Here is a 24,074-nt window from a genome sequence, read left to right on the forward strand (position 1 = left end):
GGTTCTCGGTGGACTCAGGTGGTGGCGTCGGCGGCGTCGCTGTCGTCGAACTCGCTGTTGAACTGCAGCGGCGCGTTGGTGTTGCCCAGCGCCAGCGATTTGACGTAGATCGGTGGCATCGGCGGCCGCTCGGTGGCCTCGGCGGGGACGTGCGCCAGCGGCTCCTGGACGATGTCCAGCAACTGCTCCTTGGCCAGTTCCAGCAGTGCCAGGAAGGTGACCAGCACGCCGAGCTTGCCTTCCTCGGCACTGAACAGCGATTCGAAACGGTGGAACTTGCCATCGTCCAGACGGCCCAGCACATCGCCCATGCGCTGGCGCACGCTCAGCGCCTCGCGCTTGATCGCGTGGCCGCTGAACAGTTCGGCGCGCTTGAGCACGTCGTACAGCGCCAGCAGCATTTCCTTGAGCTCCACCGGCGGCGGCAGCTTGACCGCGGCACGGTCCGGCACGTGGGCGTGCACCGGGGTGGTGTCGCGGTCCTGCCGCGGCAGCGCGTCGATGTCTTCGGCCGCTTGCTTGAAGCGCTCGTACTCCTGCAAGCGGCGGACCAGTTCCGCGCGCGGGTCCACTTCCTCGCCGTCTTCGGCCGGCGGCCGCGGCAGCAGCATCCGCGACTTGATCTCGGCCAGGATCGCGGCCATCACCAGGTATTCGGCCGCCAGTTCGAAGCGCAGCTCCTGCATCACGTTGATGTAGTCCACGTACTGCCGGGTGATCTCGGCGACGGGGATGTCCAGGATGTCCAGGTTCTGCCGGCGGATCAGGTACAGCAGCAGGTCCAGCGGGCCTTCGAACGCGTCCAGGATCACTTCCAGCGCATCCGGCGGGATGTAAAGATCCTGCGGGATCTGCAGCACCGGCTGCCCATGCACGACCGCCAGCGGCATTTCCTGCTGCTGTGGCGGGGTCGTCTGGGTTGGCGGGTTCGCGTCGAGCGCGAGTTCGGAAGTCATCGGTTGGACATCGGTGTTGCGGTGGCGAAGGGCCGGGCAGGCGCGACCCGGCGCGGCTCCTTGCCGACAGTGCTGCGGTTCAAGGGCGCGTCGTCCCCGCAACGCGCTCGGTACTTCAACAAGACACACGACGCACGCCACGCGTGTCGCGGCGGCGGGACCTACGGAGGAGGACGTCTGCGCGGGCGGTGTCAGGCAGCGAATCGGTCGTCGGAAGGGGCTTGGGGTCGCCGATCACCGACGGGCCGCTGCATCCGGCCGCGTGCAATGGATCCAAGGGTAATGCGCCGGCGGGGTCGGTGTCCAGCGCCGCCGTGCCGGGCCAGGTCCTACAATGCCATGTCCATAGATAAGGTATGAGGGCGGAGACGCGATGTGGTACGTGATCGAGGGGTACGACGTGGCCGATGCGCTGCCGCGGCGGGCGGCGGCGCGGCCGGCGCATCTGCAGCGGCTGACCCAGTTGCAGGAGGCCGGACGGCTGTTGCTGGCCGGGCCGTGCCCGGCGATCGACGCCGAGGATCCGGGTCCGGCCGGCTTCAGCGGCAGCCTGGTGGTGGCTGCATTCGACTCGCTGGCCGATGCGTGGGCCTGGGCCGAGGCCGACCCGTATGTCGACGCCGGCGTCTATGCGCGGGTCGAGGTGCGGCCGTTCCGCAAGGTGCTGCCATGAGCCAGGTCGGCGCCGAGCGGGTGGCGCGGATCCGCGCCGCGCTGGAGGCGGCGTTCGCGCCGCAGGCGCTGGAGGTGGAGGACGACAGCCATCGTCATGCCGGCCACGCCGGCGCGCGCGATGGCCGCGGACATTTCAATGTCCGCGTGGTCAGTGCGGCCTTTGCCGGCATGGGGCCGCTCGCCCGACACCGCGCCGTCTACGCGGCGCTGGGCGAGATGATGCAGACCGATATTCATGCGCTGTCGATCCGCGCCGAGGTGCCGGGCACGGGCGGCTGACGCGCGCGGCGGGTGGGGTGCCGCTGGCCCGAAAACGGGGTGGGCACCCCGTGCAGAACCGGAATCTGCACCTGGATTATGTTGCACTGCGGTACGATTCCGGCCGCTTTCGCATTATCCAAGTGACTGAAAAGCAATGATTTTATTGGGAAAATAACAAAAGGCTTCTGCCTTGCGCTGAAAACGATTACAGTCCGCGCCAGTTTCTCAAGGTCTCTGCCGCGGAGGGCGGCACGATGGCGAAGAGCGCGGTCACCATCAAAGATGTCGCACGCGAGGCCCGGGTCTCCGTGGCCACCGTGTCGCGTGCGCTCAACGGCCACGAGAACGTGGCCGCGCCGGTCCGGACCCTGGTCCTGGAAGTGGCCGAGCGCCTGCGCTACAGCCCGCATGCGGCCGCGCGCAGCCTCAGCAGCCGCCGCACCCAGACCCTGGGGGTGGTGCTGCCCGACCTGTACGGCGAATTCTTCTCCGAACTGATCCGCGGCATCGACGGCGCCGCCCGCGCGCGCCGCCAGCACCTGCTGGTGTCCAGCTACCACGGCGACCCGGAAGAGCAGGGGCGGGCGCTGCGGGCGATGCGCGGCCGCGTCGACGGCCTGCTGGTGCTGTCGCCGTACGCCGAGCGCCCTGGCTTCCTCACCGACAACCTGCCGCAGGCGTTGCCGACGGTGTTGATCAACACCCACCTGCCGGGCACCGAGTACCCGGTGCTGAGCATCGACGACCATGCCGGCGCGGTGGCGATGACCGAACACCTGCTGGAGATGGGGCATCGCCGCATCGCCTTCATCGGCGGCCCGGAATTGAACTTCGATGCGCGCGAACGCCTGCGCGGCTTCCGCGACGCCATCGCACGTCATTCCGGCGAAGCGCACGGCCAGGAGTTTCCGGGCGACTTCGACGAAGCCTCCGGCTATCGCGCGGGGCAGGCGATGCTGCAGGCCGGCACGCTGCCCGATGCGGTGTTCGCTGCCAACGACATGACCGCGCTCGGCTGCCTTTACGCCTTCACCCAGAGCGGCGTGCGCGTGCCCGACGACATCGCGCTGGCCGGCTTCGACGACATTCCGCTGGCGCGTTTCGTTCACCCGTCTCTCACCACCATGCGCGTCAGCATCGCCGGGCTTGGTGAGCAGGCGATGCATCGCCTGCTGCAACTGATCGATCGGCCCGACGCCGACGACCGGCAGCGGCAGACCCTGGTTCCTACGTTGGTCGTGCGCGATTCCAGCACGGCCCGTTCCTGATGCGACGCGGTGTTCCGCGCCGCATCGCTTGTTCCACTTCGTTCCATCGAAGCACCACGCACCACCCATAACGAGCATCACGTCTTCCTGGAGGGAAAACCCCACATGCAACACACCCCGCACTCCGCCCGGCCCACGCGCAAGCTGTTGAGCTGCGCCCTCGCCAGTTGCCTGCTGCTGGGCGCCGCGCCGGCGTTCGCGCAAAGCACCGGCGCCACTATCCGCGGCCAGGTCAAGGTCGATTCGGCGCTGGCCGTGTCCGCGCAGGTCACCGCCACCAACCTGGCCACCGGTCTGAGCCGCAGCGTGCAGGCCAACAACGGCGTGTACTCGGTCGGCGGCCTGCCGCCGGGCTCCTACCGCATCGACGTCACCGCCGACGGCAAGACCACCTCGCAGAACGTCACCGTGCAGGTCGGCCAGACCGCGACCCTGGATCTGGGCGTGGGCGGCGAAGCGGCCACCGCCAACGGGCAGGGCGCGACCACGCTGGACGCGGTGCAGGTGCAGGCGCCGCCGGTGCTGGTGGAAACCCGCACCTCGGAGAACGCCACCTATATTTCCAACGTGCAGATCGAGAAGCTGCCGCAGGCCACGCGCAACTTCCTGGAGCTGGCCGACAGCGTGCCGAGCGTGCAGTTCCAGCGCGACGCCAAGGGCAACACCACGGTTCGCTCCGGCGCGACCTCGGCCAACGGCACCAACGTCTACATCGACGGCATCAGCCAGAAGAACTACGTGCTGACCGGTGGCGTCAGCGGCCAGGATTCCAGCCGCGGCAACCCGTTCCCGCAGTCGGCGATCGGCGAGTACAAGGTCATCACCTCCAACTACAAGGCCGAGTTCGACCAGGTCAGCAGCGCGGCGATCGTGGCCTCGACCAAGTCCGGCACCAACGATTTCCACGGCAGCTTCTTCTGGGATACGACCAACGACGACTGGCGCGCCGAAAGCCCGCTTGAGCGCAAGGCCGGCCAGCGCGACGACTTCTCCGAGACCCAGTACGGCGCCACCTTCAGCGGCCCGATCCTCAAGGACCGCGCGCACTTCTTCGTGGCCTACGAGGCCAAGGAATACACCACGCCGAACACGGTGATCCCGGGCGGCATCTACGCCGACCGCGTCGACCAGTTGCCGGCGCAGCTGCAGCCGCTGGTCGCCACCTACAGCACCCCGTTCAAGGAAGACCTGTACTTCGGCAAGATCGACTGGACCCTGGGCGACAACAACCTGTTCGAGCTGACCGGCAAGTACCGCAAGGAAGACGAGCTGTCGGACATCGGTGAAACCACCACCTACCAGCACGGCAGCAGCAACGGGCAGAAGGAAAAGCGCGCCAACCTGCGCTGGCAGTACAGCGGCGAGGCCTTCCTCAACGATCTGAACCTGAGCTACGAGAGCGCGTTCTGGACCCAGACCCCGCTCAACGACGGCAACGGCTACGTGCTGTCCTACGTGCCGCAGGCCGGCAACGAGACCACCATCCTCAGCGCCGGCGCCGGCAGCAGCTTCCAGAACAAGGGCCAGAAGGGCTGGACCCTGCAGGACGACCTGACCCTCAACAGCCTCGAGTGGCACGGCAGCCACACCATCAAGATGGGTGTGAAGTACAAGGACATCCAGCTCGATTCGACCCAGATCAATCCGGCCAATCCGCAGTACTACTACAACATCCTCAGCGACGTCGACACGCCGTACCGGGTGCGCTTCGGCGACACCGGCGATGGCGGTTCGGTGCAGTCGCAGAACAAGCAGTACGGCATCTACCTGCAGGACGACTGGGAGGTCAACGAGCACCTGACCCTGAACCTGGGCGTGCGCTACGACTACGAGAAGACCCCGTCGTTCCTCGACTTCGTCACCCCGGCCGACGTCGCCAGCGCGCTGCTGACCTGGCGCAACCTGGACAACGCCAACTACGACATCGCCAACTACATCAGCACCGGCAACAACCGCAAGGCGTTCAAGGACGCCTGGCAGCCGCGCCTGGGCTTCTCCTACGACCTGTTCGGCGACCAGGCGCACGTGATCTACGGCGGTGCCGGCCGCGCCTACGACCGCAACCTGTTCGACTACCTGGCGCTGGAGCAGCTCAACAACAACTTCCGCTCCTACAGCTACTACTTCAGCAGCGCCAACACGCCGTGCCTCGGCCAGCCGTGCGTGGCCTGGGACCCGAGCTATGCGACCCAGGCCGGCCTGAACGGGCTGGCCGCCTCCACCAGCGCCGGCACCGGCGGCGGCCGCGAGGTGTACCTGATCGACAACAACATCAAGGTGCCGTACTCCGACCAGTTCAGCCTGGGCATGCGCAACATGGTGCATTTCTGGGGCAACGACTGGTACACGGACGTGACCCTGAGCCGCATCGTCAGCGAGGACGGCTTCGTGTTCCTGCGCGGCAATCGCCGTGCCGACGGTTCGTTCTTCCTGCCCGGCACCACCTCCGGCGTGCCCACCGACTCGCCCAACGGCTACAGCGCGATCGTGCTCGGCACCAACGGCCTGAAGACGCGCAACAACCAGCTGGCGCTGAAGCTGGACAAGCCCTACGACAAGGAATCGGGCTGGGGCCTGACCGTGGCCTACACCTTCTCCGATGCGAAGGAGAACCGTCAGTACGGCGAGCATTACGCGCTGGACCAGCCGTCGATGGCCGGCTACGGCTGGCGTGAGGCCGGCGGCATTCCGAAGAACCGCCTGGTGGTCACCGGCATCTACGACCTGCCGTACGACATCACCCTGTCGGCCAAGCTGTCGCTGGCCAGCCAGACCCCGCGCTACGGCACCAACTGCCTGGCGGGCAACGACCAGTGCTATATCATCCAGTACAAGCCGGACGCCACGCTGGGCTACAAGGAATTCAGCCTGGCGGCGAACAAGGAATGGGACACCGGGTCGGGCATCAAGTTCAATGTGCGCGCCGATGTCATCAACCTGTTCAACTGGACCAACTACGCGGACTACAACACCGATACCGGCACCTATGCCGACCTGAATACGGCGTTTGGTTCGCCGAGCGGCGTGCTGGCCTCGCCGATGCGGACGTTCAAGCTGTCGTTCGGCTTGAACTGGTAAGCAAGGTCGCCGCGGCTCCCCTCGGACGGGGGCCGCGGCGATGCGGAAGTGGGTTATTTTTTGCGGGCGTGTAAACGATTTCACGGGGGGCAGGATGAAGAAGCAGCGCAGTTTCATCAGGTTTTCGCTGATGCTGATGGCAGCAGGGGTGCTGCTGACGGCGTGCAAGAAGACCGACGAGGAGCCGAAGGCGGTGGAGAAGAAGCCGGTCAAGGTCATCCTGGTGGAGGCCGAGTTGCCGCCGAAGCTGCTGAAGCCGGAACTGCCCCCGCTGTTCGAGGACATCGAACGCCGTACCTTCCAGTTCTTCTGGGACACCACCAACGAGCAGAACGGCATGGCGGTGGACCGCTATCCGTCGCGCCCGTTCGCCTCCATCGCCTCGATCGGCTTCGCCCTGACCGTGTATCCGATCGGTTATGAAAACGGCTGGATCAGCCGCGAGCAGGCGGTGCAGCGCACCCTGACCACGCTGCGCTTCCTGCGCGACGTGCCGGTCGGCCCGCAGCGTTCCGGCCGCGCCGGCTACAAGGGCTTCTATTACCACTTCCTGGACATGCAGAAGGGGCTGCGCTACGACCAGTGGGTGGAGTTGTCGACCATCGATACCGCGCTGCTGATGATGGGCGTGCTGTTCGCCCAGTCCTACTACGACGGCGACACCGCCGACGAGAAGGAGATCCGCCAGATCGCCGACACCCTGTACCGGCGGGTGGACTGGCCGTGGATGCAGCAGCGCAAGCCGCTGATCACGATGGGCTGGTATCCCGAGCGCGGCTTCATCCAGCACGACTGGATGGGCTACAACGAAGGCATGATGGTGTATCTGCTGGCGTTGGGTTCGCCCACCCATCCGATCGAGCCGGACGCGTGGCAGGAATGGACCCGCACCTACAACAAGGACTGGGGCGTGTACTACGGCCAGGAATACCTGGCGTTCGGTCCGCTGTTCGCGCACCAGTACAACCACGTCTGGATCGACTTCCGCGACATCCAGGACCAGTACATGCGCGAGCATGGCATCGACTACTTCCTCAACAGCCGCCGCGCCACACTGGCGCAGCGCGAGTACGCCATCGACAATCCGATGAAGTGGAAGGAGTACGGCGAGAACGTGTGGGGCCTGACCGCCAGCGACGGTCCGCAGAACACCACCCAGGAGTACCGCGGCGAGCAGCGCCAGTTCTTCCACTACCGCACCCGCGGCGCCGGCCTGTTCGAGGCCTTCGACGACGGCACCATCGCGCCGACCGCGGCAGTGTCCTCGATCGTGTTCGCGCCGGAGGTGGTGATTCCGGCGACCCAGGAAATGCACAAGCGCTTCGGCGACTTCCTGTATTCGAGCTACGGCTTCCTGGATTCGTTCAACCCCAGCTTCAACTACGATATTCCGCTCAAGACCGGCCGCATGATTCCCAACCGCGGCTGGGTGGCCGGCGACTACATCGGCATCGACCAGGGTGCGATCGTCACCATGATCGCCAACTACCGCAACGAGTTCGTCTGGAACGTGATGAAGAAAAACAAGTACCTGCGCACCGGGTTGGAACGCGCCGGCTTCACCGGCGGCTGGCTGACCCCGGAGGGCGAGGCCCAGCCGCTGCCCAAGAAGGACGAGCAGGCGGCCAATGCACGTGCGCTGGGCATCGCCGAGTCGCGTGCCGCCGCCGCCGAGGCGCAGTCCAACCCCGCCCAGCGCCAGCCGCAGCAACCGGAATGAGCACAGCACGCATGATCGGTCGTTGGCTTTCGCTGGGTGTGCTGATGTTGGTTGTGTGCGGCTGCGCACGCGCGCCGCAGGGCGAGGTGGTGCGGTTCTGGGCGATGGGCCGCGAGGCCGAGGTGGTGGCCGAGCTGATCCCGCAGTTCGAGAAGGAGAATCCCGGCATCCACGTGGACATCCAGAACATCCCGTGGACCGCCGCGCACGAGAAGCTGCTCACCGCCTTCGCCGCCGACGGCCTGCCGGACGTGTGCCAGTTGGGCAACACCTGGATCCCGGAATTCGCCGAACTGGGCACGCTGCAGCCGCTGCAGCCCTACGTCGACCGCTCCAAGGTGGTCGATCCGAAGGACTACTTCCCGGGCATCTGGGACACCAGCGTCATCGATGGCCACCTCTACGGCATCCCCTGGTACGTGGACACGCGCCTGCTGTTCTATCGCAAGGACATGCTGCGCGACGCCGGGGTGACCAAGCTGCCGCAGACCTGGGCCGAGTGGGAGCAGGCGATGGCGGCGGTGAAGAAGCACGTCGGGCCGAAGCGCTACGCCATCCTGATGCCGCTCAACGAGTTCGAGCAGCAGTTGTCGCTGGGCCTGCAGATGCCCGATCCGCTGCTGCGCGACCACGACAACTACGGCAACTTCAACAGCCCCGGCTTCCGCAAGGCGCTGGCGTTCTACGCCAACATGTTCGACCAGGGCTGGGCGCCGAAGATGTCGGAGACGCAGATCTCCAACGTCTGGGACGAGTTCTTCAACGGCTTCTACGCGTTCTACATCTCCGGCCCGTGGAACATCCGCGAGTTCCGCAAGGTGCAGCCGGCCGCGCTCAAGGACCAGTGGGGTACCATGCCGCTGCCCGGCCCGGACGGCCCCGGCGCCGGCATCGCCGGCGGCACCAGCCTGGTGATCTTCCGCAAGTCCGAGCACAAGGACGCGGCGTGGAAGCTGATCGAGTTCCTGTCGCGGCCGCAGATCCAGGCGCGCTTCCACGCGCTGATCGGCGACATGCCGCCGCGGCGCAGCACCTGGGCGTATCCGTCGCTGGCCGAGGATCCGCTGGCGCATGCGTTCCGCGATCAGCTGGAACGGGTCAAGCCGGCACCGAAGGTGCTGGAGTGGGAGCGCATCGTGCAGGAGATGCGGCTGGCCACCGAGCGCGTGGTGCGCGGCGGTGAGCCGCAGGAGAAGGCGATGCGGGAACTGGACAAGCGGGTCGACGAGATCCTGGAGAAACGTCGCTGGATCCACCAGCAGCACCGCGAAGGCACGGCGGCGCCGGCCGCGGGAGCGGCGCCATGAAGCGCGGTTCCCTGATCGGCTGGCTGTTCGCCGGCCCGGCGCTGATCGTGATCGGCGTGTTCTTCGGCCTGCCGGTGCTGTCGGCGCTGGCGCTGAGCGTCACCGACTTCGACCTGTATTCGCTGGCCGACCGCCACAATCTGCGCTTCGTCGGCTTCGGCAACTACATCGAATTGCTGCAGACGCCGATGTTCTGGAAGTCGCTGTGGAACACCACGTACTTCGTGATCGTCGGCGTGCCGCTGTCCATCGGCGCCTCGCTGGGCGCGGCGCTGCTGCTGAACGCGCCGGTGGCGCGCTTCAAGGCGCTGTTCCGCACCGCGCTGTTCGCGCCGGTGGTGACCACGCTGGTGGCGGTGGCGGTGATCTGGCGCTACCTGTTCCACACCAGCTACGGCCTGGTCAACTACGGGCTGGCGCACCTGGGCATCGGCCCGATCGACTGGCTCGGCGACCCGCACTGGGCGATGCCGACCATCATGCTGTTCGCGGTGTGGAAGAACTTCGGCTACAACATGGTGATCTTCCTCGCCGGCCTGCAGGCGATCCCGCAGGACCTGTACGAGGCCGCGCGCATCGACGGCGCCTCCAAGTGGCGGCAGTTCCTGCACATCACCCTGCCGATGCTGGGACCGGTGCTGCTGGTGGTCGGGGTGATCACCGTGTCCGGCTACTTCCAGCTGTTCGCCGAACCCTACGTGATGACCCGTGGCGACCCCCTGCAGAGCACGGTCAGCGTGCTGTATTACATGTTCGAGGAAGGCTTCAAGTGGTGGAACCTCGGCCGTGCCTCGGCGGTGGCGTTCCTGCTGTTCCTGATCATCCTGGGAGTGACGACGGTGATGCTGCGCTTCGGCCGCAAGAGGGACCTGGTATGAGCCGGGAGATCGGCGCCTCGCGCTGGAACACGCTGCTGGTCAACGGCGGGCTGCTGCTGCTCGCCGTGATCAGCCTGGCGCCGCTGTTGTGGATGGTGTCGGTGTCGTTCATGCCGGCGGGGCAGGCCAGCCGCTTCCCGCCGCCGATGCTGCCCACCGGCGCCACCCTGGCCAACTACGGCGAGCTTTTCTCGCGCACCGGCATGGCCCGCAACTTCGCCAACAGCCTGCTGGTGTCGTGCGCGATCACCTTCGGCTCGCTGCTGATCAACACCATGGCCGGCTATGCCTTCGCCAAGCTGCGCTTCGTCGGCAAGGAACGGATCTTCCAGATCCTGCTGGCGGCGCTGGTGATCCCGGCGCAGGTGGCGATGCTGCCGCTGTTCCTGCTGATGAAGCAGCTGCATCTGGTCAACAACTTCGGCGGGGTGGTCGTGCCGGCGCTGGCGACGGTGTTCGGCATCTTCCTGGTGCGCCAGTACGCGCGTTCGATCCCGGACGAGCTGCTGGAGGCCGCCCGTATCGACGGTGCCGGCGAGCTGCGGATCTTCTTCCAGATCGTGCTGCCGATGCTCAAGCCGGTGCTGGTGACGCTGACCATCTTCACCTTCATGGCGGCGTGGAACGACTTCATGTGGCCGCTGATCGTGCTGACCGATCAGGAGCACTACACCTTGCCGGTGGCGCTGGCGGCGCTGTCGCGCGAGCACATCATGGACGTGGAGATGATGATGGCCGGCGCGGTGGTCACGGTGATCCCGGTGCTGGCGCTGTTCCTGGCGCTGCAGCGCTACTACATCCAGGGCCTGCTGCTCGGCAGCGTGAAGGGGTGAGGCGCAACGCTTGCGCGCCACTGGCGCGCGTTGCGCCGAACGCCCGGCCATGGATGGCCGGGCCGGGTCGTCCGGAGCCGATCGGTTGCGCCAGGGACGGCATGGGAAAGAGGCGAGTGCGGCGACGCGCTTGCGGGCCACGGGCTCGCGCGTTCGCGAACGCGTGGCCATGGATGGTCAGGCCGGACGATCTGGTGTGGGATTGTTTACGCCAGGGATGGCGGGTCCTGAAGCGTAGGAGCGGCTTCAGCCGCGACCGCAGTCGGGCTACCGACCTTGGCACCAGCAGAGACGCAGCAGCAAACACGCAAGGCAACGAACGGGGAACACGATGAGGGACGGGATGGCGACGACGTGCGCACGCGCAATGCTGGCGATGCTGGGACTGGCGGCCGCCCAGGCCGTCGCCGCGCCGCCGACCTCCACGGTGACGCTGGACAGCTTCAACGATCTGGACAAGTGGCAGATCGTCGTCTCCAACCAGGTCACAGCCTCCACCCGGCTGGTGCAGGCGCCCAGCGGCGGCCGCGCCAAGGCGCTGTGCCTGGACTACGACTTCAACGGCGTGTCCGGCTACGCCGGGATCCGCCGCAGCGTGCCGATCGACTACCCGGACAACTACCAGTTCGCGTTCCAGCTGCGCGGCGATTCGCCGAGCAACGACCTGCAGTTCAAGCTGGTCGACGCCAGCGGCGACAACGTGTGGTGGGTCAACCGTCCGCGCTACGACTTCCCCACGCAGTGGAGCACGGTCACCTACAAGAAGCGGCAGATCGACAAGGCCTGGGGGCCGAGCCCGGAAAAGGAGCTGACCCGCAGCGCGCAGATCGAGTTCACCATCTACAACCAGGTGGGCGGCGCCGGCACGGTGTGCTTCGACCAGCTGACCCTGACCCCGTTGCCGCCGCAGGACACCTCGCCGCTGACGGTCAAGGTCAGCGCCGATACCGCGCCGGCGTTGGAGCAGCGCATCGCCGACGGCAAGCCGGACACGGTCTGGTACAGCGGCAACGCCAAGAACCAGACGATCATGCTGGACCTGGGCAAGGTGCGCGAGTTCGGCGGCGCCAAGGTGCAGTGGGCGCCGGGCGTGTACGCCTCGCGCTACACCGTGCAGGGCTCGGCCGACGGCCGTAGCTGGCGCGAGTTGCGTACCGTGACCGCCGGCAACGGCGGCACCGACTGGCTGGCGCTGCCGGAGACCGAGGCGCGCTACGTGCGCTTCGACCTGCAGGACGGCCCCAGCTTCCGCTACGGCATCGCCGACATCGCGTTGCAGCCGCTGGCCTTCGCCGCGACCCAGAACGACTTCATCAAGTCGGTGGCGGCGCAGTCCACCCGTGGCTGGTTCCCGCGCGGCTTCAGCGGCGAGCAGCCGTACTGGACCATCATCGGCCTGGACGGCGGCCGCGAGCAGGGCCTGGTCGGCGAGGATGGCGCGATCGAGGTGGGCAAGGGCGGCTTCAGCATCGAGCCGTTCCTGCTGCTGGACGGCAAGCGCCTGAGCTGGGCCGACGTCAAGACCGCGCAAAGCCTGCAGGACGACTACCTGCCGATTCCCAGCGTGGACTGGAGCCACGACAACGCCGCGCTGCGCGTGACCGCGTTCGTGCAGGGCGAGCCGGAGCAGGCGCAACTGGTGGCGCGCTACCGGCTCAGCAATCCGAGCAAGCAGCCGCACGACTACACCCTGGCGCTGGCGGTGCGTCCGTTCCAGGTCAATCCGCCCAGCCAGTTCCTCAACACCGTCGGCGGGGTCAGCCCGATCCGCTCGCTGGCCTTCGCCGGGACACAGGTGCAGGTCAACGGCCAGCCGCGGGTGTTCGCGGTGCAGAAGCCGGATGCCGCCTACGCCAGCGCGTTCGATGCCGGCATCGATGTCGAACGGCTAAGCACCGACGCCAGCGGCCTGCCGCAGCAGGCGCAGGATCCGGACGGATTGGCCTCCGGCGCCTTGCTGTACCGCGGGCGGCTGGCCCCGGGCGAGGTGCGCGAGGTGGCGCTGGTGATCCCGCAGACCGGCAACGCCGCGCTGCCAGCCGGGTTCGATGCGGCACGCGCGCAGCAGCAGGTCGCCGCGCAGTGGCACGAGAAGCTGGACCGCGTGCAGTTGCATGTGCCGGCGCAGGGCAAGGCGGTCACCGACACGCTGCGCACAGCGCTGGCGCACATGCTGATCTCGCGGATCGGCCCGCGCCTGCAGCCGGGCACGCGCTCGTATTCGCGCAGCTGGATCCGCGACGGCGCGATGATCTCCGAAGGCCTGCTACGGCTGGGCCGCGCCGACGTGGTCCGCGAGTATGTGGAGTGGTACGCGCCTTACCAGTTCGCCAACGGCATGGTGCCGTGCTGCGTCGACGACCGCGGCAGCGACCCGGTGCCGGAGAACGACAGCCATGGCGAACTGATCTACAGCGTCGCCGATTACTACCGCTACAGCGGCGACCGCGCTTTCCTGGAACAGATGTGGCCGCACGTCCTCGGTGCGTACACCTACATGGAGCAGTTGCGGCTGAGCGAGCGCACCGACGAGAACCGCGCCCGCAATGCGGCCTTCTACGGGATGATGCCGGTGTCGATCAGCCACGAGGGCTATTCGGCCAAGCCGATGCACTCTTACTGGGACAACTTCTGGGCGCTGCGCGGCTACAAGGACGCGGTGAGCATCGCCGCCGAACTGGGCCGCATCGACGATGCCGCGCGTTTCGCCGCCTCGCGCGATCAGTTCCGCCAGGACCTGTACGCCTCGCTGGACGCGGCCACCCAGCAGCACCACATCAATTTCCTGCCGGGCTCGGCGGAGTTGGGCGATTTCGATCCGACCTCGACCACCATCGCGCTGGCGCCGGGCGGCGAGCAGGGCCGGCTGCCGCAGGCGCTGCTCGACAACACCTTCGAGCGCTACTGGAGCGAATTCGTCGGCCGCCGCGACGGCACCCGCGAGTGGAAGGACTACACCCCCTACGAGTGGCGCAACGTGTCCGCGTTCGTGCGCCTGGGCTGGCGCGAGCGCGCCTGGGAGGCGACGCAGTTCTTCTTCAAGGACCGCACCCCGCAGCCATGGAACCAGTGGGCCGAGGTGGTCTCGCGCACGCCGCGCAAGCCGTTCTTCCTGGGCGACCTGCCGCATGCCTGGGTCGCCTCGGACTTCGTGCGCTCGGTGCTGGACATGTTCGCCTACGCCCGCGACGTCGACGACAGCCTGGTGCTGGCCGCTGGCATCCCCGCCGACTGGCTCGACGGCAAGGGCGTGGCGATCGAGCAGTTGCGCACCCCGCAGGGCCCGCTGAGCTACCAGCTGCGGCGGCAGAAGAACCGCCTGCTGCTGAACATTCCCGACGGCCTGCACATGCCCAGCGGCGGCCTGGTGCTGCCGTGGCCATACCCGGGCGAACCGGGCCGCACCCTGGTCAACGGCGAAACCGCGCAGTGGGAGCACGGCGAACTGCGCATCCACGCGTTGCCGGCGGATGTGCAGATTGAGGTGCGTTGAAGCTGGGAATCGGGAGTCGGGAATAGGGAATCGCAACAGCAAAAGAAAAAGCGCCGGCATGCCGGCGCTTTTTTTGCTTCTGGAGTCCTGAGCTGTGAGAGCCGAGGTTCGGGCTTTTACCGATTCCCGATTCCCGACTCCCGATTCCCGGCTTCACGCACGATCGCGGCCGCCTTCGCCGAGCTCTCGCGCACCTTGTCCCAGGCGCCGTCGGCCAGCCAGTCCTTGGGCACCATCCACGAGCCGCCGATGCAGACCACGTTGGGCTGGGCCAGGTACTCGGCGGCGGTGCTTTCGCCGATGCCGCCGGTGGGGCACAGCTTGAGCTCGGCCAGGGGGCCGGCCAGGCCCTTGAGCATCGCCAGGCCGCCGACGGCGGAGGCGGGGAACAGCTTGCACACGCGGAAGCCGCGCTCCATCAGCGCCAGCAGCTCGCTGGGGGTGGCCGCGCCCGGCACCACCGGCAGCGGCGCCTGCGCCAGGGCGTCGGCCAGGGTCGGGGTGGTGCCAGGGGTGACGATGAAGTCGGCGCCGGCGTCGATCGACTGCTGCAGCTGGGTGGCGTTGAGCACGGTGCCGGCGCCGATCACGATGTCCGGCAGTTCGCGCTTGAGCATCGCCAGCGCTTCCATCGCCACCGGCGTGCGCAGGGTCAACTCGATCGCCGGCAGGCCGCCTTCGAGCAGCGCGGCCGACACGCGGCGCGCTTCTTCCAGGGTGTGGACGGTGACGACGGGCAGGATGCCGGCCGCGCGCAGCAGCTGCTCGGCCTTGGTCTGGTGTTCGGCGATGGTCATGGGCGTCTCGGTTGCGAAGGAGGGCGAGGCCCCGGCCGCGCACGGCCAGGGCAGGGTGAGGCAGGCGGCGGCTCAGGCGTCCTTGGATTCGTGCGGCGCGGCGGCGGCCTCGGCGTCGCGGCCCAGGTCGTACTCGGCGTCGTAGTTCCACAGGTCGCCGTCGGCGGCCGGCGGGCCGCAGGAGATCGACAGCGCGCCCTGGTCGGCGGGGCCGACCATGCGGCGGTTGAGTCCGAACAGGTTGCGGCCCAGGTCGTGCGCGGCCGGCGCGGTGTTCGGCGCCAGCGGGCGCGCGGCCCACTCGGCGGCGTCCACCAGCACTTCCAGGGTGCCGGCCTCGCCGTCCAGGCGCACGATGTCGCCTTCGCGCACCCGCGCCAGGGGGCCGCCGCGTGCCGCTTCCGGGGTCACGTGGATGGCCGCGGGGAACTTGCCGGATGCACCGGACAGGCGTCCGTCGGTGACCAGCGCCACGCGCCGGCCCTGGTTCTGCAGCAGGCCCAGCAACGGCGCCAGCGAATGCAGTTCCGGCATGCCGTTGGCCTGCGGGCCCTGGTAGCGCAGCACCACCACGAAGTCGTGCGGCAGCGCGCCGGCGGCGTGCAGCTTGTTCAGCGCCTGCGGCGCGTCGATCACCACGGCCGGCGCTTCGATAGTGCGGAACTGCGGCTTCACCGCCGACAGCTTGATCAGCGAGCGGCCGAGGTTGCCGCGCAGCAGGCGCAGGCCGCCCTGCGCCTCGAACGGGTTGGACGCCGGGCGCACCACCGCCTCGTCGGCGCTCTTGGCCGGGCTCGGCACGTAGCTCAGCTTGCCGTCCTGCAGGCACGGCTCGTCGCCGTAGGCGCGCATGCCGCCGGGGACGATGGTGGCCAGGTCGTCGTGCATCAGCCCGGCGTCCATCAGCTCGCGGAACACGAAGCCGATGCCACCGGCGGCGGCGAAGTGGTTCACGTCGGCCTCGCCGTTCGGATACACCCGCGCCAGCAGCGGCACCAGCTGCGACAGCGCGTCCAGGTCGTCCCAGGTCAGCACGATGCCGGCCGCGCGCGCCACCGCCAGCCAGTGGATGGTGTGGTTGGTGGAGCCGCCGGTGGCCATCAGCGCGACCACCGCGTTGACGATGGCGCGCTCGTCGATCAAGCGGCCCAGCGGGCGGAAGTCGTTGCCCAGGGCGGTAATGCGCAGCGCGCGCTCGGTCGCCTGCTGGGTCAGCGCCTCGCGCAGCGGGGTGCCGGGGTTGACGAAGGAGGCGCCCGGCAACTGCACGCCCATCGCTTCCAGCAGGACCTGGTTGGAGTTGGCGGTGCCGTAGAAGGTGCAGGTGCCGGGAGCGTGGTAGGACGCCGATTCGGCGGCCAGCAGTTCCTCGCGGGTGGCCTGGCCGGCGGCGTAGCGCTCGCGCACCTCGGCCTTCTGCTTGTTGGGGATGCCCGGGGTCATCGGCCCGGCCGGCACGAACACCGCCGGCAGGTGGCCGAAGGCCAGCGCGCCGATCAGCAGGCCCGGCACGATCTTGTCGCACACGCCCAGGTACAGGCTGGTGTCGAACATGTCGTGGCTGAGGCCGATCGCGGTGGCCTGGGCGATCACGTCGCGGGAGAACAGCGACAGTTCCATGCCAGGCCGGCCCTGGGTCACGCCGTCGCACATCGCCGGCACGCCGCCGGCCACCTGCGCGGTGGCGCCGAGCGCGCGCGCGGTGCTGCGGATGATCTCTGGGTAGTGCTCGAACGGCTGGTGCGCCGAGAGCATGTCGTTGTAGGCGGTGATGATGCCGAGGTTGGGGGTGATCCCGCCTTCCAGCCGGCTCTTGTCGGTGGGGCCGCAGGCGGCGAAGCCGTGGGCGAGGTTGCCGCAGCTCAGGCGGCTACGGAACGGACCGTCGCGCAGCGCGGCGTCGATGCCGGCCAGGTAGGCGCGCCGCGACGGCGCACTGCGCTGGCGGATGCGTTCGGTGATCGCGTGGAGGGTCGGATGCAGGCTCATTGGCGGAAATGGCTATGAAGGGGGAATCGGGAATCGGGAATCGGGAATCGAAAGAGCGGGAATCGGAAATCGGAAGAGCAGGAACGCATCAGCGCGCAGCTGTTGCGAATCCCCAATCCCCAATCCCCAATCCCGGCCTCATCACTCGCACCAATGCACGCGCAGGCGCGCACCCGGCGTATCGAAGGCGACGCGGATCGGATACTCGTGCGGATCGGTGCCGGCCAGCGCGCGCTCCAGCACCTCCAGCTTCTGCTTGCCGCGCAACAGCAGCATGCGCTGGCCGATCGGCGCCAGGCCGGCCGGGGTCAGGGTGATGCGCAGCGGCCAGGTGTTGGCGCCGGGGCAACCGGTGGCGTCGAGCGCGGCGTAGGGCAGCGGGTTGGTCAGCGCCTTGTTCAGGTCGGTGGCGCCGGGGAACAGCGAGGCGGTGTGGCCGTCGCCGCCCATGCCCAGCACCGCCATGCACGCGGCCGGGGCGTGCTGCGCGTGCAGGTTGGCGGCGTGCACGCTCTCCTGCAGCGGCTTGCCGACCCGCACCAGCGGTTCGAAACGCGCCTCCTCGGCGCGGTCCAGCAGGCTGTGCCGGACCAGGTAGGCGTTGCTGTCGCTGTCCTGCGGCGACAGCCAGCGCTCGTCGACCAGGCCGACTTCCAGCTTCGACCAGTCCAGCGGCAACTCGGCCAGTGCCTGGTACACCGGCGCCGGGGTGGTGCCGCCGGACAGCAGCAGGCGCGCGCCGCCGCGGCGCTGGATCTCCTCGCGCAGCGCGGTGCCGATCTCGGCCGCCGCCGCGTCGATCCATTCGTCCGGATCGTCGTAGCGGATCAGCGTGATGCGGTCGGACAGCGTGGGGCTCATGCGATGGCTCCTGGGGATTGCCGCGCGGCGTCCACCGCGTAGGCGGCGGCACCGAGCAGGCCGGGACGGGGGTGGATCACCGCCAGCGACGGCACCCGCGCCATGATCGACGAAAACCGGCCCTTGTGCTCGAAGCGCTGGCGGAACCCGGAATGCTGGATCGCGTCGAGCATCTTCGGCACCAGCCCGCCGGTCAGGAACACGCCGTCCCAGGCGCCCTGCATCAGCACCAGATCGCCGGCGATGGCGCCGAACACGGCGCAGAACACGTCCACCGTGCGCATCGCCCGGTAGTCGCCCTGCGCGGCGCGGGCGGTGATGTCCTCCGGCTGCAGCGGGCCCGGATCGTCGCCGGCGATCTCGCTGAGCGCGCGGTGGATGTTGACCAGGCCGGGGCCGCAGATCAGGCGCTCGTTGGAGACGCGGCCGAACTGCTGCGACAGCAGTTCGAGGATGCGGATCTCCTCCGGCGTGCCCGGCGGGAAGCTGACGTGGCCGCCCTCGGTCTCCAGCGGGAAGCAGCGCCCGCCGCGCATCAGCAGGCCGCCCACGCCCAGGCCGGTGCCGGGGCCGATCACCCCATAGTTGCGCGGCACCTCGATCGGCGACGGCGTCCAGCTGGCGCCGCCGACCTGGACCACGTCCTGCGGTCGCAGCAGGCTGATCGCCATCGCCTGCGCGGCGAAGTCGTTGATCAGGTGCAGTTCGTCGAAGCCGAGCATGGCGCGGGTGCGCGCCCGCGAGATCACCCACGGATGGTTGGTGATGCGCGCCTCGTCGCCGTCGACGCGGCCGGCGACCGCGAAGGTACCGCTGCGCGCGTCCACCCCGGTCTGTTCCAGGTAGTGGCGGGCGGCGTCGCCCAGCGACGGGAATTCCACCACCGAGTAGGTCTGGGTGCTGTCGTCGAGCAGCGGCACCGAGGCGTCGAGATCGGCGAGGGCGAAACGGGCATTGGTGCCGCCGATGTCGGCGACCAGCACCGGGCGCTGCGGCGCGCTCATTGCGCGACCTTCGGCGCGGCGCCGGACTGGTCGCAGGAGACGTAGGCCTGCGCTTCCTCCGGCCCCCAGCTGCCGGCCGGGTAGGGCAGCAGCGGCAGCTGCGCCTGCGCCCAGGCGGCGCTGACGCTGTCGATCCAGGCCCAGGCGGCGCGGACTTCGTCGTCGCGCACGAACAGCGCATGGTTGCCGTTGAGCGCGTCGAGCATCAGCCGCTCGTAGGCGATGCGCCGGTGCAGGCCGGTGGGCACCGACAGTTCTAGTTCCAGCGGCTGCAGTTCCAGCGCGCCCCATTCCGGGCCGGCCAGGCTGCTCATCAGCCCCAGTTCGATGTTCTCCTGCGGCTGCAACTGGAAGGTCAGCCGGTTCGGCGCCACCTGCTGCGCGGCCGGGCGCTCGAACAGCCAGTGGGTGACCGGCTTGAGCGTGACCACCACGCGGGTGGAGCGCTCGGCCAGGCGCTTGCCGGTGCACAGGCGGAACGGCACGCCGGCCCAGCGCCAGTTGTCGATGTAGGCGGTGACCGCGGCGAAGGTCTCCACGTCGCTGCCTTCCGGCGGCTGGTAGGCCTGCGCCGGCTGGCCGTTGATGGTGCCGGCGGTGTAGCGCCCGCGCACGCTGTCGCGGGCGGCATGTTCTGCACTGAGCGGACGCAGCGCGCGCAGCACCTTGACCTTCTCGTCGCGGATGCGGTCGGCTTCCAGCGACGCCGGCGGCTCCATCGCCACCAGGCACAGCAGCTGCAGGATATGGCTCTGCACCATGTCGCGCAGCGCGCCGGAACGCGCGTAGTAGGCGTCGCGGCCGTCCACGCCTTCGCTCTCGGCGACCAGGATGTCCACCGACTCGATGTAGTTGCGATTCCACACCGCTTCCAGCAGGGTGTTGCCGAAGCGCAGCGCGATCAGGTTCTGCACCGCGGCCTTGCCCAGGTAGTGGTCCAGGCGGAACACGCGGTCCTCGTCGATCAGCGCGCCGATCGCCTGCACGATCTCGCGGGCGCTGTCCGAATCGTGGCCGATCGGCTTCTCCAGCATCAGCCGGTGCGGTGCGGCCAGGGCGCCGCCCAGGGCCAGGCCCTGGCAGGTGCTGATGTACAGCCCCGGCGGGATCGCCAGGTAGCTCACGCAGCGGCGCGCGGTCAGATCGCGCACCGCGGCGGCCACCGATTCGGCATCGCGCAGGTCCACCGAGCGGTAGTCGATGCGCGCCAGCAGCGCCTGCACGATCGATTCGCCGATCTGCGGCATCGCCGCCTGCAGGCGCGGCTTGAGGATCTCGTGGAACTTGGCGGTGTCGTGCGGCGACAGCGCCAGTGCGCGGATGCGGAAGTCTTCCGGCAGGAAGCCGTCGTCGAGCATGCGCAGCAGCGAGGGGAACAGGTAGCGCTGGGCCAGATCGCCGGTGGCGCCGAACAACAGGAAGGTATCGTGCATCGGCCGGGTTTCGGTTTCGGGTGACATGGTGTCGATCACCTGGGGGCTGGGAGTGACGTGGCGTGGGAAAGCGAACGGCGGCGACGGCCTGTATCCGGCCGGTTCGGGCGAGGGCGTGACGCGGGAGGGCCGCCAGGCGGGAACGCACGATCCAGGAGATGAATACGACTGCCAGACCTCTGAGCATACCTCTCCAATGCCTCATGCTGCAGGTCGGTCGTCATCCGGCAGGATGACGGCGGCGCGCCGGAGCGGCGGCTGGCGGATCGCATTGCATGCCCTCCCAGGCTCGATGTTGCCCCGTGAAAACGGTTACATGGCAGAATACCGCATCGCGATCCATTGTTGCCTGCGCGCGGGCATGATGCGACCCGAATTCGTATGCACTGCCCTCGGGAGGGACCGGCGGCAGCCCGTTCCTCACTGCCGGAAACCGGATACATGGCGAAAGTACAACTGGACAACATCCGCAAGGTCTACGACAACGGTCAGGTCGCCGTGCACGGGGCCAGCTTCGAAGTGGCCGACGGCGAACTGATGGTGCTGGTCGGGCCATCGGGCTGCGGCAAGTCCACGCTGCTGCGGATGATCGCCGGCCTGGAAGAGATCAGTGGCGGCGAGCTGCGCATCGGCGAGCGCGTGGTCAACGAGGTGGCGCCGAAGGACCGCGACATCGCAATGGTGTTCCAGAGCTATGCGCTGTATCCGCACATGACCGTGGCCGAGAACCTGGCGTTCGGGCTCAAGCTGCGCGGCGAGAGCAAGGAGGTCATCCGCCAGCGCGTGGCCGCCGCCGCCGACACCCTGGGCCTGACCCCGATGCTGGACAAGCTGCCGCGCGCCATGTCCGGCGGCCAGCGCCAGCGCGTGGCGCTGGGTCGCGCGCTGGTGCGCGAGCCGGCGGTATTCCTGCTCGACGAGCCGCTGTCCAACCTGGACGCCAAGCTGCGCCACTCGGTGCGTACCGAGATCGCGCAACTGCACCGCAAGCTCGGCACCACCATGATCTACGTCACCCACGACCAGGTCGAGGCGATGACCCTGGGCCAGCGCATCGTCGTGCTCAAGGACGGGGTGATCCAGCAGATCGACACGCCGATGGCGCTGTACGACCGCCCGGCCAACCTGTTCGTGGCCGGTTTCCTCGGCAGCCCGGCGATGAACGTGCTGCGCGGGCGGCTGGTGGAGGAGGGCGGCCTGCAGCTGCAGTTGCAGGACGGCGACCGGGTGCCGCTGCCGGGTGCGCAGGTCGCGCCGCAATGGCTGGGCCGGGAGCTGGCGATCGGCGTGCGGCCGGAGCACCTGCAGCCCAGCGACGACGCGCAGGGCGGCTTCGAGGCCACCATCGAGGTGATCGAGCCGGTCGGCAACGAGATCTTCGTCAATCTCAGCCACGGCGCGCAGCCGCTGGTGATGCGGGTGGCGCCGCGCGCGCTGCCGGGCCTGGGCGAGCGCCTGCGGGTGGCGGTGCGCGGCGACGCGCTGCACTTCTTCGATGCCGAGAGTGGGGGGCGCCTGGAGGCGCGGGATTCGGGATTTGGGATTGGGGATTCGCAACAGCCGTAAGCGAAAGCTGGCGTTACGGCGCGCGCTCAGCGCGCCAGGCCGTCGACCAGTGGCTGCCACCGTGCGGGGTGGCCGTCGACGTCCAGTCCCGCCGGCGGCGCCTCCTCGAGCGGCAGCACCGCCAATGCCAGGGTGCCGGCGACGCTGACCACGCTGCCGAACGGCTGGCCGTCGCGCAGCACCGGTGCGTCGATGGCGACGGTCGCATCCACTTCCAGCAACTGCGCGGCGCGCTTGGCCTTGCCCAAGAAGTGGGTGCGGGCGACGATTTCCTGGCCGGGGTAGCAGCCCTTCTTGACGCTGAAGGCGTGCAGCCGGTCCAGGCCCAACTGCTGCGGCGTCCATTGTTCGCGCTGGCTCGGCGCAAGCCGGGCCAGGCCCAGGCGCAGGTCGGCCGCGCGCCAGGCCTGCGCCAGCGCCGGGTCGGCGGCCGGCGCATCCGCGACCGGCGCCGGCACCAGGCGCAGGGTGCGCGGCAGGCCGTCGCCGCCCATGTCCAGTTCGATCACGCCGGCCTCATCGCGCGCCGACGCCGCGCCCCGGGCCTGCTCGGGTACGCTCAAACGACCGAAGGCATGCAGCGTGTCCTCGACCGTGACGCGCAGTTTGCGCCGGAACACGAAGCGGCCCAGTGCCGTCGCCAGTTCCTCGGCGCCGCCGTCGGCCAGCAGCATCAGCAAGGCGTCGTCGGCCTGGCGAAGTAGCGCAAACACCGCGATCACCCGGCCCTTGGCGGTGAGCCAGGCGTTCCATTGCCATTGCCCGGGTGCCAGCGCCTGCACGTCGTTGGCGAATTGCGCATGGGCGAAGGCCGCTGCATCCGGACCGCGCAAGGCGACGTATTGCAGGTGTGGCAAGGCGGAAAAACCGCCGGATTCCAGATTCAGGTTGTCAGGCACGAGAGGGGAGGACTAAAATTGACGAGTTGTGAGACCCGCATGATAGGCCAACCAACCCCCACACCCGAGTCCGATCCCGAAACGCAGCGGCCTGCCGAGGACACCCCTCCGCAGACCGAGCCTGCGCCGCGGGAGATCGGCGGGCGCGGCGGCCTCGAGCCGACGCGCTACGGCGACTGGGAGAAAAACGGACGCTGCATCGATTTTTGAGCAGCTTTGAGCCAACGCGGCCTTAAGCACGCCGCCCAGCCGAGACAACGAGCCCAGCGAATGGCTACGCGCGAACGTCCCCTTTCCCCGCATCTGCAGGTCTATCGCTGGCAGATCCAGATGGTGACCTCGATCCTGAATCGAGCCACCGGCATCGTGCTGTCGATCGGTGCCCTGATCATCGCCGCCGGCCTGTTGGCGCTGATGCTCGGCCCCGCCTCCTGGAATCTCTTCCGCGACATCGCCGGCGCCTGGTACGGCCAGGTGTTCCTGTTCGGCTGGACCTGGTGCTTCGCTTTCCACCTGTTCGGCGGCCTGCGCCACATCCTGCAGGATTTCGGCCAGGGCTACGCGGTCCGCGCCTTCGTCACCATCGGCTGGCTGTCGGTCGTGCTCAGCTTCGTGCTGACCGCCGCGGTGTGGGCCTACGTGCTGCTGGGAGCCACCGCATGAGCCGCTATCGCACCCCGTTGAAGAACGTCCGCGGCCTGGGCGCGGCCAAGACCGGCACCGAGCACTTCGTGCTGCAGCGCCTGACCGCCACCGCCCTGGTGCCGCTGTCGATCTGGTTCCTGATCTTCGTGCTGAGCCTGCTCGGTTCGGACTACGTCGCCGCCACCGAGGCCGTGGCCAAGCCGTGGAACGCGATCCTGCTGGTCGGCTTCCTGATCGCGGCGTTCTGGCACGCCCAGCTCGGCATGCAGGTGGTGCTGGAAGACTACGTGCACACCTCGCTGCTGGCCCTGGCCGCGCAGACCATCGTGCGCTTCGTCGCCGTGCTCGGCGCCATCGTCAGCATCTTCGCCGTGGCGCGCATCGCGCTGGGCATCGCCTGATCCATCGGCG

Annotated in this window: 20 protein-coding genes; 13 read left to right on the top strand and 7 right to left on the bottom strand. The window is 68.5% G+C overall.

What is annotated here, in order from left to right:
* Nucleotides 1-14: 14 nt before the first annotated feature.
* The gene (locus RAB71_RS08805) at nucleotides 15-956 is read right to left on the bottom strand and encodes a ScpA family protein (RefSeq protein WP_010342676.1); all 942 of its coding nucleotides are present in this window, start codon (nucleotides 954-956) and stop codon (nucleotides 15-17) included.
* 373 nt (nucleotides 957-1,329) lie between these two features.
* On the opposite strand from RAB71_RS08805, the gene RAB71_RS08810 reads away from it, so the two are divergent.
* The 9 genes from RAB71_RS08810 (at nucleotide 1,330) to RAB71_RS08850 (ending at nucleotide 14,469) form a co-directional block, all read left to right on the top strand.
* Nucleotides 1,330-1,629, top strand: coding sequence for a YciI family protein (locus RAB71_RS08810; RefSeq protein ID WP_010342675.1), 300 nt, complete (start codon nucleotides 1,330-1,332; stop codon nucleotides 1,627-1,629).
* Entirely contained in the window at nucleotides 1,626-1,910 is a 285-nt protein-coding gene (locus RAB71_RS08815) for a BolA family transcriptional regulator (protein ID WP_010342674.1), read from the top strand. Before RAB71_RS08810 ends, RAB71_RS08815 begins: the two co-directional genes overlap by 4 nt.
* Before the next feature lie 236 nt (nucleotides 1,911-2,146).
* Complete coding sequence (locus RAB71_RS08820) at nucleotides 2,147-3,160, top strand: LacI family DNA-binding transcriptional regulator (protein ID WP_010342672.1); 1,014 nt, start codon at nucleotides 2,147-2,149, stop codon at nucleotides 3,158-3,160.
* A 105-nt stretch (nucleotides 3,161-3,265) separates the two neighbouring features.
* Nucleotides 3,266-6,238 carry a TonB-dependent receptor gene (locus RAB71_RS08825; RefSeq protein ID WP_010342671.1) on the top strand — a complete coding sequence of 991 codons (2,973 nt, stop codon included), beginning with the start codon at nucleotides 3,266-3,268 and terminating at the stop codon, nucleotides 6,236-6,238.
* A 94-nt stretch (nucleotides 6,239-6,332) separates the two neighbouring features.
* Nucleotides 6,333-7,958, top strand: coding sequence for a glucoamylase family protein (locus RAB71_RS08830; RefSeq protein ID WP_010342670.1), 1,626 nt, complete (start codon nucleotides 6,333-6,335; stop codon nucleotides 7,956-7,958).
* Between the two features lie 44 nt (nucleotides 7,959-8,002).
* Nucleotides 8,003-9,265: a sugar ABC transporter substrate-binding protein gene (locus RAB71_RS08835; RefSeq protein WP_234006651.1), complete on the top strand. Its 1,263-nt coding sequence runs from the start codon at nucleotides 8,003-8,005 to the stop codon at nucleotides 9,263-9,265.
* Nucleotides 9,262-10,143 carry a carbohydrate ABC transporter permease gene (locus tag RAB71_RS08840; protein ID WP_010342668.1) on the top strand — a complete coding sequence of 294 codons (882 nt, stop codon included), beginning with the start codon at nucleotides 9,262-9,264 and terminating at the stop codon, nucleotides 10,141-10,143. Before RAB71_RS08835 ends, RAB71_RS08840 begins: the two co-directional genes overlap by 4 nt.
* Nucleotides 10,140-10,976: a carbohydrate ABC transporter permease gene (locus RAB71_RS08845; RefSeq protein ID WP_010342667.1), complete on the top strand. Its 837-nt coding sequence runs from the start codon at nucleotides 10,140-10,142 to the stop codon at nucleotides 10,974-10,976. The genes RAB71_RS08840 and RAB71_RS08845 overlap by 4 nt, the downstream gene beginning before the upstream one ends.
* Before the next feature lie 376 nt (nucleotides 10,977-11,352).
* Nucleotides 11,353-14,469 (top strand): discoidin domain-containing protein, encoded by a 3,117-nt coding sequence (locus RAB71_RS08850; RefSeq protein WP_029562043.1) that lies wholly within the window; start codon nucleotides 11,353-11,355, stop codon nucleotides 14,467-14,469.
* A 116-nt stretch (nucleotides 14,470-14,585) separates the two neighbouring features.
* Here the strand turns inward: RAB71_RS08850 and RAB71_RS08855 are convergent, their stop codons facing one another.
* The 5 genes from RAB71_RS08855 to zwf form a co-directional block, all read right to left on the bottom strand.
* A complete protein-coding gene (locus RAB71_RS08855; protein WP_010342665.1) occupies nucleotides 14,586-15,266 on the bottom strand; it encodes a bifunctional 4-hydroxy-2-oxoglutarate aldolase/2-dehydro-3-deoxy-phosphogluconate aldolase in 681 nt (226 codons plus the stop codon).
* Nucleotides 15,267-15,338: 72 nt separating this feature from the next.
* Complete coding sequence (gene edd, locus RAB71_RS08860) at nucleotides 15,339-17,255, bottom strand: phosphogluconate dehydratase (protein WP_010342664.1); 1,917 nt, start codon at nucleotides 17,253-17,255, stop codon at nucleotides 15,339-15,341.
* 141 nt (nucleotides 17,256-17,396) lie between these two features.
* A complete protein-coding gene (gene pgl, locus RAB71_RS08865) occupies nucleotides 17,397-18,116 on the bottom strand; it encodes a 6-phosphogluconolactonase (RefSeq protein ID WP_010342663.1) in 720 nt (239 codons plus the stop codon).
* Complete coding sequence (gene glk / locus RAB71_RS08870) at nucleotides 18,113-19,120, bottom strand: glucokinase (RefSeq protein WP_010342662.1); 1,008 nt, start codon at nucleotides 19,118-19,120, stop codon at nucleotides 18,113-18,115. The genes pgl and glk overlap by 4 nt, the downstream gene beginning before the upstream one ends.
* A complete protein-coding gene (gene zwf, locus RAB71_RS08875; RefSeq protein ID WP_010342661.1) occupies nucleotides 19,117-20,553 on the bottom strand; it encodes a glucose-6-phosphate dehydrogenase in 1,437 nt (478 codons plus the stop codon). The genes glk and zwf overlap by 4 nt, the downstream gene beginning before the upstream one ends.
* A 441-nt stretch (nucleotides 20,554-20,994) precedes the next feature.
* Between zwf and ugpC the strand changes: the two genes are divergently transcribed.
* Nucleotides 20,995-22,119 carry an ABC transporter ATP-binding protein gene (gene ugpC, locus RAB71_RS08880; protein ID WP_010342659.1) on the top strand — a complete coding sequence of 375 codons (1,125 nt, stop codon included), beginning with the start codon at nucleotides 20,995-20,997 and terminating at the stop codon, nucleotides 22,117-22,119.
* Between the two features lie 26 nt (nucleotides 22,120-22,145).
* On the opposite strand, the gene RAB71_RS08885 is transcribed toward ugpC, so the two are convergent.
* The gene (locus RAB71_RS08885) at nucleotides 22,146-23,018 is read right to left on the bottom strand and encodes a folate-binding protein YgfZ (protein ID WP_029562042.1); all 873 of its coding nucleotides are present in this window, start codon (nucleotides 23,016-23,018) and stop codon (nucleotides 22,146-22,148) included.
* Nucleotides 23,019-23,057: 39 nt separating this feature from the next.
* Here RAB71_RS08885 and RAB71_RS08890 point away from each other — a divergent pair, with 39 nt between their 5' ends.
* From RAB71_RS08890 to sdhD, 3 genes are read left to right on the top strand one after another with little or no spacing between them, the layout of a single operon-like run.
* Entirely contained in the window at nucleotides 23,058-23,228 is a 171-nt protein-coding gene (locus RAB71_RS08890; protein ID WP_081481960.1) for a DUF1674 domain-containing protein, read from the top strand.
* Between the two features lie 60 nt (nucleotides 23,229-23,288).
* Nucleotides 23,289-23,681, top strand: a complete 393-nt coding sequence (sdhC, locus tag RAB71_RS08895) for a succinate dehydrogenase, cytochrome b556 subunit (protein ID WP_010342656.1) — start codon at nucleotides 23,289-23,291, stop codon at nucleotides 23,679-23,681.
* On the top strand, nucleotides 23,678-24,064 hold the full coding sequence (sdhD, locus tag RAB71_RS08900) for a succinate dehydrogenase, hydrophobic membrane anchor protein (RefSeq protein ID WP_010342655.1): 387 nt from the start codon (nucleotides 23,678-23,680) through the stop codon (nucleotides 24,062-24,064). Before sdhC ends, sdhD begins: the two co-directional genes overlap by 4 nt.
* Nucleotides 24,065-24,074: the final 10 nt, after the last annotated feature.

The organism is Xanthomonas sacchari (genome assembly GCF_040529065.1).
In the GTDB taxonomy this organism is placed as follows: Bacteria; Pseudomonadota; Gammaproteobacteria; order Xanthomonadales; family Xanthomonadaceae; genus Xanthomonas_A; species Xanthomonas_A sacchari.

Bases quoted from the DNA above. Each gene is read 5' to 3' on its own strand.
- pgl (WP_010342663.1), bottom strand. From the start codon at position 18,116: ATGAGCCCCACGCTGTCCGACCGCATCACGCTGATCCGCTACGACGAT.
- ugpC (WP_010342659.1), top strand. From the start codon at position 20,995: ATGGCGAAAGTACAACTGGACAACATCCGCAAGGTCTACGACAACGGT.
- RAB71_RS08820 (WP_010342672.1), top strand. From the start codon at position 2,147: ATGGCGAAGAGCGCGGTCACCATCAAAGATGTCGCACGCGAGGCCCGG.
- glk (WP_010342662.1), bottom strand. From the start codon at position 19,120: ATGAGCGCGCCGCAGCGCCCGGTGCTGGTCGCCGACATCGGCGGCACC.
- RAB71_RS08890 (WP_081481960.1), top strand. From the start codon at position 23,058: ATGATAGGCCAACCAACCCCCACACCCGAGTCCGATCCCGAAACGCAG.
- RAB71_RS08855 (WP_010342665.1), bottom strand. From the start codon at position 15,266: ATGACCATCGCCGAACACCAGACCAAGGCCGAGCAGCTGCTGCGCGCG.
- RAB71_RS08805 (WP_010342676.1), bottom strand. From the start codon at position 956: ATGACTTCCGAACTCGCGCTCGACGCGAACCCGCCAACCCAGACGACC.
- RAB71_RS08815 (WP_010342674.1), top strand. From the start codon at position 1,626: ATGAGCCAGGTCGGCGCCGAGCGGGTGGCGCGGATCCGCGCCGCGCTG.
- zwf (WP_010342661.1), bottom strand. From the start codon at position 20,553: ATGCACGATACCTTCCTGTTGTTCGGCGCCACCGGCGATCTGGCCCAG.
- RAB71_RS08830 (WP_010342670.1), top strand. From the start codon at position 6,333: ATGAAGAAGCAGCGCAGTTTCATCAGGTTTTCGCTGATGCTGATGGCA.
- RAB71_RS08825 (WP_010342671.1), top strand. From the start codon at position 3,266: ATGCAACACACCCCGCACTCCGCCCGGCCCACGCGCAAGCTGTTGAGC.
- RAB71_RS08810 (WP_010342675.1), top strand. From the start codon at position 1,330: ATGTGGTACGTGATCGAGGGGTACGACGTGGCCGATGCGCTGCCGCGG.
- RAB71_RS08845 (WP_010342667.1), top strand. From the start codon at position 10,140: ATGAGCCGGGAGATCGGCGCCTCGCGCTGGAACACGCTGCTGGTCAAC.
- RAB71_RS08850 (WP_029562043.1), top strand. From the start codon at position 11,353: ATGCTGGGACTGGCGGCCGCCCAGGCCGTCGCCGCGCCGCCGACCTCC.
- sdhD (WP_010342655.1), top strand. From the start codon at position 23,678: ATGAGCCGCTATCGCACCCCGTTGAAGAACGTCCGCGGCCTGGGCGCG.
- RAB71_RS08835 (WP_234006651.1), top strand. From the start codon at position 8,003: ATGTTGGTTGTGTGCGGCTGCGCACGCGCGCCGCAGGGCGAGGTGGTG.
- edd (WP_010342664.1), bottom strand. From the start codon at position 17,255: ATGAGCCTGCATCCGACCCTCCACGCGATCACCGAACGCATCCGCCAG.
- sdhC (WP_010342656.1), top strand. From the start codon at position 23,289: ATGGCTACGCGCGAACGTCCCCTTTCCCCGCATCTGCAGGTCTATCGC.
- RAB71_RS08840 (WP_010342668.1), top strand. From the start codon at position 9,262: ATGAAGCGCGGTTCCCTGATCGGCTGGCTGTTCGCCGGCCCGGCGCTG.